11 protein-coding genes and 2 pseudogenes are annotated in these 12,197 nt (G+C 70.7%); 9 read left to right on the top strand and 4 right to left on the bottom strand.

The features are described 5' to 3' along the window. Positions 1 to 123 precede the first annotated feature (123 nt). The 7 genes from JHW41_RS08060 to dxs all read left to right on the top strand — a co-directional run bounded on the left by JHW41_RS08060 (position 124) and on the right by dxs (position 8,283). Positions 124 to 771 (top strand): response regulator, encoded by a 648-nt coding sequence (locus JHW41_RS08060; protein WP_250449565.1) that lies wholly within the window; start codon positions 124 to 126, stop codon positions 769 to 771. A 280-nt stretch (positions 772 to 1,051) separates the two neighbouring features. Beyond that, positions 1,052 to 1,534 (top strand): LEA type 2 family protein, encoded by a 483-nt coding sequence (locus tag JHW41_RS08055; protein WP_057948375.1) that lies wholly within the window; start codon positions 1,052 to 1,054, stop codon positions 1,532 to 1,534. Between the two features lie 112 nt (positions 1,535 to 1,646). Continuing rightward, positions 1,647 to 3,437: an acyl-CoA dehydrogenase C-terminal domain-containing protein gene (locus JHW41_RS08050; protein WP_250449564.1), complete on the top strand. Its 1,791-nt coding sequence runs from the start codon at positions 1,647 to 1,649 to the stop codon at positions 3,435 to 3,437. Next, positions 3,434 to 3,874 (top strand): hypothetical protein, encoded by a 441-nt coding sequence (locus JHW41_RS08045; RefSeq protein WP_250449563.1) that lies wholly within the window; start codon positions 3,434 to 3,436, stop codon positions 3,872 to 3,874. The genes JHW41_RS08050 and JHW41_RS08045 overlap by 4 nt, the downstream gene beginning before the upstream one ends. A 349-nt stretch (positions 3,875 to 4,223) precedes the next feature. Beyond that, a complete protein-coding gene (locus tag JHW41_RS08040; RefSeq protein ID WP_394541352.1) occupies positions 4,224 to 4,736 on the top strand; it encodes an HNH endonuclease in 513 nt (170 codons plus the stop codon). A gap of 142 nt (positions 4,737 to 4,878) precedes the next feature. Then, the gene (locus JHW41_RS08035) at positions 4,879 to 6,141 is read left to right on the top strand and encodes a hypothetical protein (RefSeq protein ID WP_250449562.1); all 1,263 of its coding nucleotides are present in this window, start codon (positions 4,879 to 4,881) and stop codon (positions 6,139 to 6,141) included. Positions 6,142 to 6,369: 228 nt separating this feature from the next. Then, positions 6,370 to 8,283, top strand: a complete 1,914-nt coding sequence (gene dxs / locus JHW41_RS08030; RefSeq protein WP_078996708.1) for a 1-deoxy-D-xylulose-5-phosphate synthase — start codon at positions 6,370 to 6,372, stop codon at positions 8,281 to 8,283. On the opposite strand, the pseudogene JHW41_RS26615 reads toward dxs, so the two are convergent. The 4 genes and pseudogenes from JHW41_RS26615 to JHW41_RS08015 form a co-directional block, all read right to left on the bottom strand. Continuing rightward, a pseudogene (locus JHW41_RS26615) lies at positions 8,228 to 8,365 on the bottom strand (hypothetical protein); the annotation flags it as partial. The gene dxs and the pseudogene JHW41_RS26615 overlap by 56 nt on opposite strands. A 93-nt stretch (positions 8,366 to 8,458) precedes the next feature. Continuing rightward, entirely contained in the window at positions 8,459 to 8,791 is a 333-nt protein-coding gene (locus JHW41_RS08025) for a DUF3325 domain-containing protein (protein WP_250449561.1), read from the bottom strand. A 13-nt stretch (positions 8,792 to 8,804) separates the two neighbouring features. After that, positions 8,805 to 10,388, bottom strand: coding sequence for a PepSY-associated TM helix domain-containing protein (locus JHW41_RS08020; RefSeq protein ID WP_250449560.1), 1,584 nt, complete (start codon positions 10,386 to 10,388; stop codon positions 8,805 to 8,807). Between the two features lie 12 nt (positions 10,389 to 10,400). Beyond that, positions 10,401 to 10,799, bottom strand: a complete 399-nt coding sequence (locus tag JHW41_RS08015) for a hypothetical protein (RefSeq protein ID WP_197414742.1) — start codon at positions 10,797 to 10,799, stop codon at positions 10,401 to 10,403. A 285-nt stretch (positions 10,800 to 11,084) separates the two neighbouring features. On the opposite strand from JHW41_RS08015, the gene JHW41_RS08010 reads away from it, so the two are divergent. Continuing rightward, positions 11,085 to 12,083 (top strand): TraB/GumN family protein, encoded by a 999-nt coding sequence (locus JHW41_RS08010; protein ID WP_057948382.1) that lies wholly within the window; start codon positions 11,085 to 11,087, stop codon positions 12,081 to 12,083. Next, positions 12,055 to 12,117 (top strand): annotated as a pseudogene (locus JHW41_RS26610) (hypothetical protein); the annotation flags it as partial. The gene JHW41_RS08010 and the pseudogene JHW41_RS26610, both read left to right, overlap by 29 nt. Positions 12,118 to 12,197 lie beyond the last annotated feature (80 nt).

The following is a 12,197-nucleotide window of genomic DNA, read 5'->3' as shown; positions in this document are numbered from 1 at the left end:
CGGGCCGTCCGCACCGCCCCGTAACGCAGTACGCCTGCAGCCGACTACACCCACAGGCACGCTCTGCGCGTCCGCGCCGACACCCGGCTTGACGCCCCGCGCCGCCCTGCGCACGCTGCGGCCATGTCCGAGCCCAGCGTGCGCGTGCTCATCGCCGACGACCACACCATGGTTCGCGAGAGCCTGGCCGGCCTGTTGCGCGGCGCCGGCATCGACGTGGTGGCGCAGGCCGCCGACGGCGTGCAGACGCTGCAGCGCGCGCAGGAACTGCAACCGGACGTGGTCGTCACCGACCTGTCGATGCCGGGCCTCAACGGCCTGGAAGTGGTCCGCCGCCTGCGCGAGCTGGCGCGCGCGCCGCGCGTGCTGGTGCTGACCATGCACCAGGAGGACGAATACATCCTGCAGGCGGTGCGCGCCGGCGCCTCCGGCTACGTGGTCAAGGACAGCCCGGCGGCGGAACTGCTGGCGGCGGTGCGCGAAGTCCACGCCGGCCGCGGTTACTTCGGCCCGCAGGCCGCGCGCGCCCTGGCCGAGCAACTGCGCCACCCCGGCCGCGACCTCGGCGATCCCTACGGCCGCCTGACCGCGCGCGAACGCGAAGTCTTCCACCTGATCGCCGACGCCCTGACCACCAAGGAGATCGCCCGGCGCCTGGCGATCAGCGTCAAGACCGCCGAGAACCACCGCGCCCGCGTGCTCGACAAGCTCGGCGTGCGCAACAGCGCGGAGTTGGTGCGCTACGCCTCGCGCAAGGGGTTGGTGGATTGAGACGACGGGTGTCCGGCCTGCGGCGCGGTTGAATTGTCGCGGTCGCGGCTCGCGCCGCTCCTACAGGGGCTGCGGCCGGTTCGTTTGCGACTGTAGGAGCGGCGCGAGCCGCGACCGCGCCAATCCACCTACGACGCTCGCCTCGCGCGCCGATACCACGTCCCGCCGCGCCGACCGCCCTCCCCGCCGCCACCGGGCCGCCCGCCCCGGGGTCGCGACCGCCCCACCATTCGCCGTAGTATCCTCGGCATCCCAACGAGCGTTTTAACGGAGCGGCGGCATGAAGGCAGCGGTCTGGGTGCGGGTAATCGGTCTGGCGCTGCTGCTGGCGCTGCTGGCGGGCTGCAAGACCGGGCCGGTGCGGCGCGTGTCCGAGCCGGCCGCGCGCATCCAGCAGCTCACGGTCAAGGCCGACGGCAGCTGGTCGGTGGACCTGCGGATCGAGAACTTCAGCAGCATCCCGATGCAGTTCGACCGCCTCGACCTGCAGCTCAAGCTCGGCGAGGAAAACGCCGGCCAGCTGCAGGCCCAGCCGGCGCTGTCGATCGGCCCGGAATCGGCCGACGTGGTCACCCTCGCGCTGAAGCCCGCCGGCGGCGCCCGCATCGCCATCGCCGACGCGCTGGCCGGCGGCCGCAGCGTCAACTACAGCCTCGCGGGCGACATCGCCGCCACCCCCAGCGAAGCCAAGCAACGCACCTTCCAGATCGAGCGCAGCAGCGCGCTGAGCCCGGCGCCGGGCTTGCCCGGCGTGATGCGGTAACGCCGGAGCGGGGACTCGGCGCCACGGCATCGGTCGATGCCGTCCGCGCCGCGCTCCCCGCCCGCCTGCGCGCCGTCGCCCCCACTCCCTTTCCCCTCTGCGAACCGAGCCCATGAGCACCTACAAAGCCCCCCTGACCGACATGCGTTTCGTCCTGTTCGACGTGCTCGGCGCCGAAGCGCAGTTCCAGCGCCTGGGTTACGCCGACGCCACCCGCGACGTGCTCGACGCGGTGCTGGAAGAAGGCGCGCGCTTCAACGAAACCGTGCTCGCCCCGCTCAACGCCGTGGGCGATCAGATCGGCTGCAAGCACGACAAGGCCACCGGCGCGGTGACCACGCCGCCGGGCTTCAAGCAGGCCTACGACCAGTTCGTCGACGGCGGTTGGTCCGGCCTCACCGCCGAAACCCGGTTCGGCGGCCAGGGCATGCCGCACGCGGCCGGCGTGCCGCTGAAGGAAATGATCGACGCGGCCAACCTGGCCTGGGGCAACTTCCCGCTGCTCTCGCACGGCGCCACCGAAGCGCTGCTGCACCACGGCGAGGAATGGCAGCAGGAAGTGTTCCTCAAGCCGCTGGTGGAAGGCCGCTGGACCGGCACCATGTGCCTCACCGAACCGCATTGCGGCACCGACCTGGGCCTGCTCAAGACCAAGGCCGAACCGCAGGCCGACGGCTCGTACTCGATCAGCGGCACCAAGATCTTCATCACCGCCGGCGAGCACGACCTCACCGACAACATCATCCACCTGGTGCTCGCGCGCCTGCCGGACGCGCCGGCCGGCAGCAAGGGCATTTCGCTGTTCATCGTGCCGAAGGTGAAAGTCGCGCGCGACGGCAGCGTCGGCGAAGCCAACGCGGTGCGCTGCGGCAGCCTCGAACACAAGATGGGCATCCACGGCTCGGCCACGTGCGTGATGAACTTCGACGGCGCCCAGGGCTACCTGATCGGCCAGCCGAACAAGGGCCTGATGGCGATGTTTACGATGATGAACACCGCTCGCCTCGCCGTGGGTCTGCAAGGCCTCGGCCTGTCCGACCGCGCCTTGCAGAACGCGCTGCGCTATTCGCGCGACCGTTTGCAGATGCGCTCGCTGTCGGGCCCGAAGTTCCCCGAGCTGCCGGCCGACCCGATCATCGTCCACCCCGACGTGCGGCGCATGCTGCTGACCTGCAAGGCGCTGGTCGAGGGCGGCCGCGCGATGGGCTACGACGCCGCGCTGCTGGTCGACATCGCCCACGCCTCGCCGGACGAGGCCGAACGCGCGCAAGCCGACGCGCTGATCGGCTTCATGACCCCGATCGTCAAGGCCTGCCTCACCGAGTGGGGCGTGGAGTGCACCTATCACGCGCTGCAGTGCTTCGGCGGCCACGGCTACATCGCCGAACACGGCATGGAGCAGCTCGCCCGCGACGCGCGCATCACCACCTTGTACGAAGGCACCACCGGCATCCAGGCGCTCGACCTGCTCGGCCGCAAGGTCATGCAGCTGCAGGGCGCGGGCCTGCAGGCGATGCTGGCCAAGATCGAGGCCTTCTGCGCGCAGAACGAGAACAACGCGGCGGTCGCCGAATTCGTCGCGCCGTTGCGCAAGGCCGCCGGCGAATGGCTGCAGCTGACCATGAGCGTGGGCAAGCGCGCCGCCGCGGACGCCGACGAGGTCGGCGCGGCTTCGTACGATTACCTGTTCTATTCCGGCTACGTCTGCCTGGCCTATTGGTGGGCGCGCAGCGTCGCCGCGGCCGAGGCTTCGGGCCAGAGCCAGGCGTTCAAGGACGGCAAGCGCGAGACCGCGCGTTTCTACTTCGCCCGCCTGCTGCCGCGCACCCAGGCGCACAAGGCCGCGATCGACAGCGGCACCGCGCCGCTGATGGCGCTGGCGGCGGAAGGCTTCGACGCGTGATCGCGCGCGGCGGGCGCGCGAGGCCGGCGGTCCTGCGGCTTCGCGGCCTCGCCGCGGCGGCGATCGCGGCGCTGATCCTCGCCGCCTGTTCGCAAGCGCCGCCGCCGACCGAGTTCCCCGGCGGCATCGCGATTCCCGCCGCCGCCACCGACGTGCGCGAACACATCGACGACCAACTGCGCACGATGACCGCGTACTACCGCTTCGACCTGCCGCCGGCGCAACTGCCGGCGCTGGTGGTGGCGCTGCACTGCCGGCTCGGCGACGTCGGCCACGGCGCGCGCGCGGCCGAGCGAGGCGATCCGGCCTGGTACGCGCCGCGCCCGGACCGCGCCCATCGCCGCTGCGAAAGCCGGATCGCGCACTGGATGTACGAACTCGACGTCGATGTCTCGCGGCCCGACCGCTACACCGTCTATCTCAGCGCGTCGAGCTGATCGGGCCGTTCGCGGCCGGGCCCGCATCCGGGCTCGCATCCGGGCTCGGCGCGAGCCGCCGCCAGGCTCGCCGGACCGTTCGAACACCGACCGCCGGCGCACCGCGTCTACACAAAATGTAACCGACAGGGTATAAGCTCACTCTCCGATGGAGACCGATAGAGCGAAGATCCGCCTGGTCCGCACCGGAACCCACGCTGAAATGCTTCAGCGTGAGCCGGAAGTCTCCGGTGTCGGCGAGCCCTACTCGCCCTGGACCGGTCCGCGCGCAGTGCCGCGCAATCCCCTGGAACGCCTGAACTCGGTGCGGCTGCTGTCGCTCGATGCGCACGGGCGCGTGCTCGACTGGATGAACTGGCAGGACGCCGCCTGCCTGTACGCGCGCGGCGCGGTCGCCTGGACCCTCGGCGATCCCTGCCTGCAGGTGCACGGCGGCATCAACCGCTTCACCGGCGAGCGCAGCGTGCTCGAACTGCACCCGATCGTCGCCGCGCGCGGCCATGCGCGTCCCGGCGCGCTCGACCCGACCCCGGCGCTGACCAACGCCGCGCTGTTCGCGCGCGATGGCCACCTGTGCATGTACTGCGGCCACGATTTCCACCGCCCGCACCTGACCCGCGACCACGTCGTGCCGGTGTCCAAGGGCGGCCGGGACATCTGGGAGAACGTGGTCGCGGCCTGCTTCGGCTGCAATTCGCGCAAGGGCAACCGCACCCCGCAGCAGGCCGGCATGCCGCTGCTGGCGGTGCCGTACCGGCCGAGCTGGGTCGAGCACCTGATCCTGTCGAACAGGAACATCCTGGCCGACCAGATGGCGTTCTTGAAGAACCAGTTGCCGAAGAACTCGCGCCGGCTCGGATAGAAGCCGTGAACGCGGTCGCACTATCGCGGCCGACACGCCCGCCGATGTGCCGGTGTGCGCGCATAAGCGACGCAAAGCGCTCGTTGACGACATTACGGTCGTCCCGGACACTCGTCGCCATCGACTTACGGACACATTCGCGATGCCTTTGACCCTCGGTCTGACCGGCATGGACCCGGCGACGGAGTCTGCGCTGCAGACGGCTTTCAAGTTGGCCAACACCCGTCTCGGCAGCCGCTGGAGCCTGGTGCCGGAACAACAGGCCGACTTCGTCGTGGTCGACATGGACAGCATGTACGGACCGATGAGCTGGCTGCGCCTGCATGCCGCGGGCAAGTCGGTGATCGCGCTGACCGCGGCCCAGCGCACCCAGGCCGACTTCCTGCTCGGCCATCCCTTCAGCGCCGACAGCATCGCCGAGCTGCTCGGCGAGATCGCCGGGCAGAACGGCGAACCGGCGGCCGCCGCAGCGGCGCCCAAGCCGGTCGAGATTCCGCAGCAACCGCGCACCGACCCGACCGCGGCGCTGCCCGACGTGGTGGTGGAACTGCTGCAGACCGACCTGGCCCAGGCCAAGGCGGCGACGCCAGTCGTCGCGGCCGCACCGGCACCGGCCGCGCCGGCGGGCATCGCCGCAGCGCCTGCCGAACCGGTCGCTGCCGTCGCGCCGACCGCAGCGGTTGCGCCGCCCGCGCCAGCCGCACCGATCGCGGCGCCCGCCGCGGTCGTCGCGCCCACGACGCCCGTCACGCCCGCGCCCGCTCCGGCCGCGCCCACGCCAGGCTTGGTCGCTCCCGCCGCGCCGGCACCCGCATCGGTTCCCGCAACCGCCGCCAGCGTCACCGCGCGCGGCGACGGCCTGCTCGATTGGCTGGTCCCCGGCCGCCTGCGCGGCCTGCTGCGCGTGGGCAGCGGCGAGGAGCGCCTGCTGATCGACGCCGACCAGCGCCGCTACCACGGCCCGGCCGCGCTCAAGCCGCTGTCGGCGCTGTTCGAGCGCGGGTTCGCCGCTTCCGAATTCGAACTGCTGCCGGCCGCGCAGTGGGACGCCGCCGCCGCGCAACTGGGCGCGCCGATGCCGCTGGCGCGGCTGGTGTGGTTCGGCAATCTGCTCGCCGGCCGCGGCCGCCTCGCCCCGGGCTACGACCCGGCGCGCCGCTACCGCATGACCAAGTGGCCGCAGACCGAACGCGAATACCCCAAGCACTTCCGCATCGCCACGGTGATGATGAAAGGCCTTTCGCACCTGACAGAGATCGCCGAAGCCAGCGGCGTCAGCGAGGCCGAGGTCGCCGATTTCATCAATGCCAACCTCGCCACCGGCTTCGCCGAGGCCGAGGGCGATCCGCCGCCGGCCGAGCAAGCCAAGTCCGGCGGCCTGTTCGGGCGCCTGCGCGGCCGCTGAGCGGCTGCGTCCGGGCGTCGCGGGGCTGGCCGCTGGCGCCCCTGCGAAACGCCGGCCAACGCGCGCCAACGGCGCGCTACGGCGCTCAACGCACGTGTGACCGGACCGGCGCCCGGGCCTGACGGAATCTGTCCGCAGGCACCAGCCTGAACCTGGAATCGTCACACTTCTTGCCCGCCTCACGCGGCGGCGGGACAATGCCCGACCAGCTGAACGCCCGTGGTCGTAATGATCGATTCGCAGCGCTACCCGCGTCTTTCCCGCATTCAGGTCCCCGCCGACCTGCGCCGCTTTCCTGAAGAGGAACTGCCGGCGATCGCCGAGGAACTGCGCGCCTATTTGATCGAGCAGGTCGCCCTCGTCGGCGGCCACTTCGGCGCCGGGCTCGGCGTGATCGAGCTTACCGTCGCCCTGCACTGGTTGTATGACACCCCGCTCGACCGCCTGGTCTGGGACGTCGGCCACCAGAGCTACCCGCACAAGATCCTCACCGGCCGCCGCGACAGCATCCACACGGTCAAGCAGAAGGACGGCGTCGCGCCGTTCCCCAAGCGCGACGAATCCGAGTACGACACCCTCGGCGTCGGCCACAGCTCGACCTCGATCTCTGCCGCGCTGGGCATGGCGGTGGCGCTGCAGCGCCGCGGCGACGAACGCAAGGTGGTGGCGGTGATCGGCGACGGCGCGATGACCGCCGGCATGGCGTTCGAAGCGCTGGCCCACGCCGGCGGCATGAGCGATCCCGAGCCGAACCTGCTGGTGATCCTCAACGACAACCAGATGTCGATCTCCGAGAACGTCGGCGGCGTCACCAAGATGCTCGGCCAGCTCACCAGCAGCCGCACCCTCAACGCGATCCGCGAGGGCGGCAAGAAACTGCTCGGCGACAAGCGCAAGAAGCCCGCGGCCAAGTTCGTGCGCCGCTGGGAAGAGCACTGGAAGGGCATGTTCGTGCCCTCGACCTTCTTCGAGGAAGTCGGCTTCCACTACACCGGCCCGATCGACGGCCACGACCTGCCGGCGCTGCTGAGCGCGATGAAGACGCTCAAGGGCCTCAAGGGTCCGCAGCTGCTGCACATCATCACCACCAAGGGCAAGGGCTACGAGCTCGCCGAGGGCGACCAGATCGGCTACCACGCGGTCGGCCCGTTCGATCCCGAGAAGGGCCTGGTCAGCAAGCCCGGCGCGAAGAAGCCGACCTACACCGACGTCTTCAGCGACTGGCTGTGCGACATGGCCGCGGCCGACGAACGCCTGATGGGCATCACCCCGGCGATGCGCGAAGGCTCGGGCCTGGTGCGCTACAGCAAGGAATACCCGCAGCGCTACTTCGACGTCGCCATCGCCGAGCAGCACGCGGTGACCCTGGCCGCGGGCATGGCGATCGAAGGCGCCAAACCCGTGGTGGCGATCTACTCGACCTTCCTGCAGCGCGGCTACGACCAGCTCGTGCACGACGTGGCGATCCAGGACCTCGACGTGCTGTTCGCGATCGACCGCGGCGGCGTGGTCGGCCCCGACGGCGCCACCCACGCCGGCAACCTCGACCTGTCCTACCTGCGTTGCGTGCCGAACATGGTGGTGATGGCGCCGGCCGACGAGGACGAGTGCCGCAAGATGCTGTCCACCGGCTTCCAGTACCGCGGCCCGGCCGCGGTGCGCTATCCGCGCGGCACCGGCCCCGGCGCGGCGATCCAGCCGGGCCTGGACACCCTGCCGATCGGCAAGGCCGAACTGCGCCGCAGCGGCAAGCGCATCGCCCTGCTCGCGTTCGGCGCGATCGTGCCGGCGGCCGAACAGGTCGCCGCCGAACTGGGCCTGACCCTGGTCAACATGCGCTTCGTCAAGCCGCTGGACCGCGCGCTGATCCTGGAGCTGGCGCAGAGCCACGAAGGTTTCGCGACGATGGAAGACAACGTCGTCGCCGGCGGCGCCGGCAGCGGCGTGGCCGAGTTGCTGGCGGCCGAGGGCATCGTGCTGCCGATGCTGCACCTGGGCCTGCCGGACGAGTTCCAGCACCACGCCAGCCGCGAGCAGCTGCTGGCCGAGGCCGGGCTGGACGCGGCCTCGATCCGCGCCAGCCTGATCAAGCGCTGGCCGCAGCTGGCGGCGCAGCCGGCGCCGCAGTCGGCGGCGGGCTGAGCGCAGTGCGCAACGCAAAACGCCCGGCTCCGCGCCGGGCGTTTCGGTTTCGGCGGAACGCTTTTGTGGGAGGGGCTTCAGCCCCGACGCTTTCCGACCGGGTGGCCGAACGGCCGCGCTATCGGAGCGAAAAGCATCGGGACTGAAGTCCCTCCCACAGGAGCCGTCGCCGCGCTCAGCCGATCCAGAACGGCATCGCCACGAACGCGCTCAGCACCGCCGCGGCGGCGATCTTGGTACTCGCCTTCGGCGCCATCGTCATCGCCAAGGTCCACGCCAGCGCCGACACGATCAGCGCCGCGGTCCAGAAGATCGGCCCCTGCGCCCAGCCCCAGCCGTAGACGAACAGGGCGAAATCCAGCGCCAGCAGCGCCCAGCCGGCGCCGCGCAGGAGCCGCGCGCGCGCCGGGCGGAACGCGCCGGCGAACACCTGCTGATGATGCTTTTCCAACCCCAGGCTCAGCAGGCACCACGCCGCCACGCCCAGACACAGTCCCAACCAAAGCATCGATGCACGCTCCTCAGCGATCGGCCAATGCAGGATTGCCGCCGGCGGGCTCGCCGCCCGCGCGTTCGCGCCGCGGCTTGCGTTCGGGCGCCGGCTGCCGCGCCTTGACGAAGCTGCGCCGCGCCAGCAGCGCGAAGCCCAGCGCCAATGCCAGCGCGGTCAAGTCCACCGCCGCCAGCGTCCAGTCGCCGCGCGCGATGGTCGCCAGCAGGTGGCTGTTCGGCGCGGTCGCGAGATTGACCAGCGGCACCAGCGCGAACGCGGCGGCGTTGAGGGCGAAGAACTGGCCCCAGCCGCGCTTGTGCACCGCCGGGATCGCCGCGTACAGGGTCGCCGCGATCCACACCGCGCAGAACACGGTGATTTCCGCGTTCGCCCGTGCGGCCGCGTCGGCCGGGATCAGGCGGTTGCCGATCACCATCGCCGCGCTCGCCAGCGGCAGGCCGCCGACCACGCCGAGGTTCAACGCCTGCACCAGGCCGTAGCCCGACAGGCTGCCGGCCTCGGCGATCTTCTTGGCGCGCTTGTTGACCCACACCTGCATGCCGCTGGCGATCATCACGCAGCCGGCGATGCCCATGACGAAGTACAGCCAGCGCAGCGCGCTGCCGCCCCACTGCGCCATGTGCATGCCGCCGATGAAGGTATAGGTCTTGTAGCCGGCCGCCATCGGCCCGCTGACGTGCAGGAAGCGGCCGTCGTTGGCGTCGTAGAACACCTGCTTGAAATTCCAGGCGACGTCGCGGCTGTGGTCGCCGCCGAAGGAGATCGTGGCGCTGGTGTCGTCGGGATGGTGCACGCTGACCCAGGTCACCGGCTGGCCAAGGCGCGCGCGCGCGTCGGCGATCAGCGCGTCGATCGAGTGGATCGTCTTCAGCGGCTTGCCGGTCTCGGGCCGCTCGTAGCTGTCGGAGGCCTCGACGAAGAACTTCTCGACGTCGCCGTTGAACGCCGAGTACAGCCCGGCCGGCATGTAGTTGGCGACGAAGATCGCCACGCCGGTGTAGGCGATCATCAGGTGGAACGGCAGGCCGAGCACGCCGGTCAGGTTGTGCCCGTCCAGCCACGCGCGCTGGCCGCCGTTCTTCGGGCGGAAGGTGAAGAAGTCCTTGAAGATGCGCTTGTGGATCACGATGCCGGTGAGGATCGCGATCAGCATGAACATCCCGGCCAGGCCGACGATGTACATGCCCCAGGTCTGCGAATGCAGGTTGAAGTGCAGGGTGAAGAAGAATTCGCCGCCTGCGGTCTCGGGCACCGGCTTGCCGGTCGCCGGGTCGAGGTTGAATTCGTCCGGATCGCCGACGTCGTAGTAGACGCCGCCCTGCAGCGACTTGCTGCGCTCGCCCGGCAGGGTGATGTAGTAGGCGTGCGGATGTTCCTTGGACACTTTCTGCAGTTGCGTCAGCGCCGCGTCCAGGTCGACGCTGTCGGCGCCGCGTTCGTGGCCGTGCAGCGCCGGCTGCATCCAGTGGGTGAGTTCCTTGTCGAAGCAGGCGATGGTGCCGCCGACGAAGATCACGAACAGCAGCCAGCCGATCATCAGCCCGGCCCAGGTGTGCAGCCACGCCATCGCTTGCGAGAAAGTGTTTTTCATCGTGTCGGCGCCTCAGGCCGCCGGCGTCGCGGCGGAAAACAACGCGGCCGCGCCGCACAGCCGCGCGACGCCCAGCAGCAGCGTCGCGCCCAGCGCCGGCGCCCAGCACGCGCGCCAGGCGCTGCGCGTAGCGAAGGCGTACATCGCCACCGCGCACCAGACGAAAAAGCTCAGCAGGCTCGCCGCGATCACGTTGTCGACCCGCGAGAACGGCAGCGTCAGGCTCAGCACCGCGGTCAGCGCGTAGGCGAACAGGTAGCCGAGCACGATCGCCGCGAACGCGCGCGCCGCGACTTCGCCGCGGTAGCGCCACGACAACGGCGCGCGCGGCTTGCGCGCCGGCGCGGCGGGGCGCGGGTCGTGGCCGGCGCGCGTGGCGGCGAGGGCCGGAGTGGCGGAGCTTTGCGTCATTGCGGCGTCGGGTCGTGGGGCGGCCGGTGGCGTAGCGCCGGGCCGGGTCGTGCGGGGAGCCGGAAACGGCGCCGGAGCGCCCACCTTGGGGCGCGCCGGCCTGCGCAGTCTAGTTGGCAATGGTTCTCATTTGCAAACCATGGCGACGCGGGCCGAATCGCCGCGCCGGCACCGCGAAAGCGCCAGGGCGTGTTACAGATGGCGCATACCGCCGGCGCGGCGAACCGGCTACGATCCGCTCGCCCGACACCGTCGCCCTCCCTCACCTTCCAGAGAACGCCAAGGATGCGCCGCGCCCTCACCGCCCTCGCCCTGCTGGCGCTGCTGCCGGCCGCAGCGGCGCAGACGCCGACGCCGCCCCCGGCCGGCGACATCCGCGACCTCGACACCCTGGTCGTCACCGGCGAACAACCCGGCCCCGGCCTGTGGAAGGTGACCCGCGGCGGCCACGTGCTGTGGATCCTCGGCACGGTCAGCCCGCTGCCCAAGGACATGACCTGGCTGTCGCGCCAGGTCGAGGCGACCATCGCCGATTCGCAGGAAGTCATCGCCCCGCCCTCGGTCAGCCTCGGCACCGAGCTGGGCATGTTCCGCACCATGATGCTGATTCCCACCGCGCTGAAGGCGCGCAAGAACCCGGACGGAAAGACCCTGCAGGACGTGGTGCCGGCCGACCTGTACGCGCGCTGGAGCGCGCTCAAGGCGCGCTACATCGGCCGCGACGGCGGGGTCGAGAAATGGCGGCCGATCTTCGCCGCGCAGGAGCTCTACGAGGCGGCGATCAAGCAATCCGGGCTGTCGCTCAAGGGCGTGGTCCAGCCGGTGGTGGAAAAGGCGGCCAAGCAGCACGGCGTGCCGGTAACCGAGGCGCGGGTGACGCTGAAGATCGACGACCCCAAGGCCACGCTCAAGGAATTCGCCGACAGCGCGATGGACGACCGCGAGTGCTTCGCCAAGACGCTCTCGCGCATCGAGACCGACCTGGAAGCGATGCGCGCGCGCGGCAACGCCTGGGCGGTCGGCGACATCGCCACCCTGCGCACGCTGCCGCAGGGCGACCAGTACCGCACCTGCCTGGAAGCGCTGGCCGCGACCGGCGTGGCCCGGCGCCTGAACCTCGGCGACCTGCGCCAGCGCGTGACCGCGAACTGGCTCGAACGCGCACAGGAGGCGATCGCCAAGAACAACAGCACCTTCGCCTCGCTGCCTGTGGCGGATCTGCTGGAGAGCGGCGGATTGCTCGACAAGCTGCGCGATGCGGGATACACGGTCGAAGATCCCTGAGTTTTCGGCGACCGGATCGAAAGGCGTCGGGCCTGAAGGCCCTCCCACCAGAGCCTGTCGTGGGAGGGCCTTCAGGCCCGATGCTTTCCGCTCAGCCGCCGCAAGCCCTCCCGG

Origin of the sequence: Lysobacter enzymogenes, from assembly GCF_023617245.1 — a bacterium.
In the GTDB taxonomy this organism is placed as follows: domain Bacteria; phylum Pseudomonadota; class Gammaproteobacteria; order Xanthomonadales; family Xanthomonadaceae; genus Lysobacter; species Lysobacter yananisis.
The sequence above is the reverse complement of the archived record's forward strand: the minus strand, read 5'-3'. Positions and strand labels throughout refer to the sequence as shown.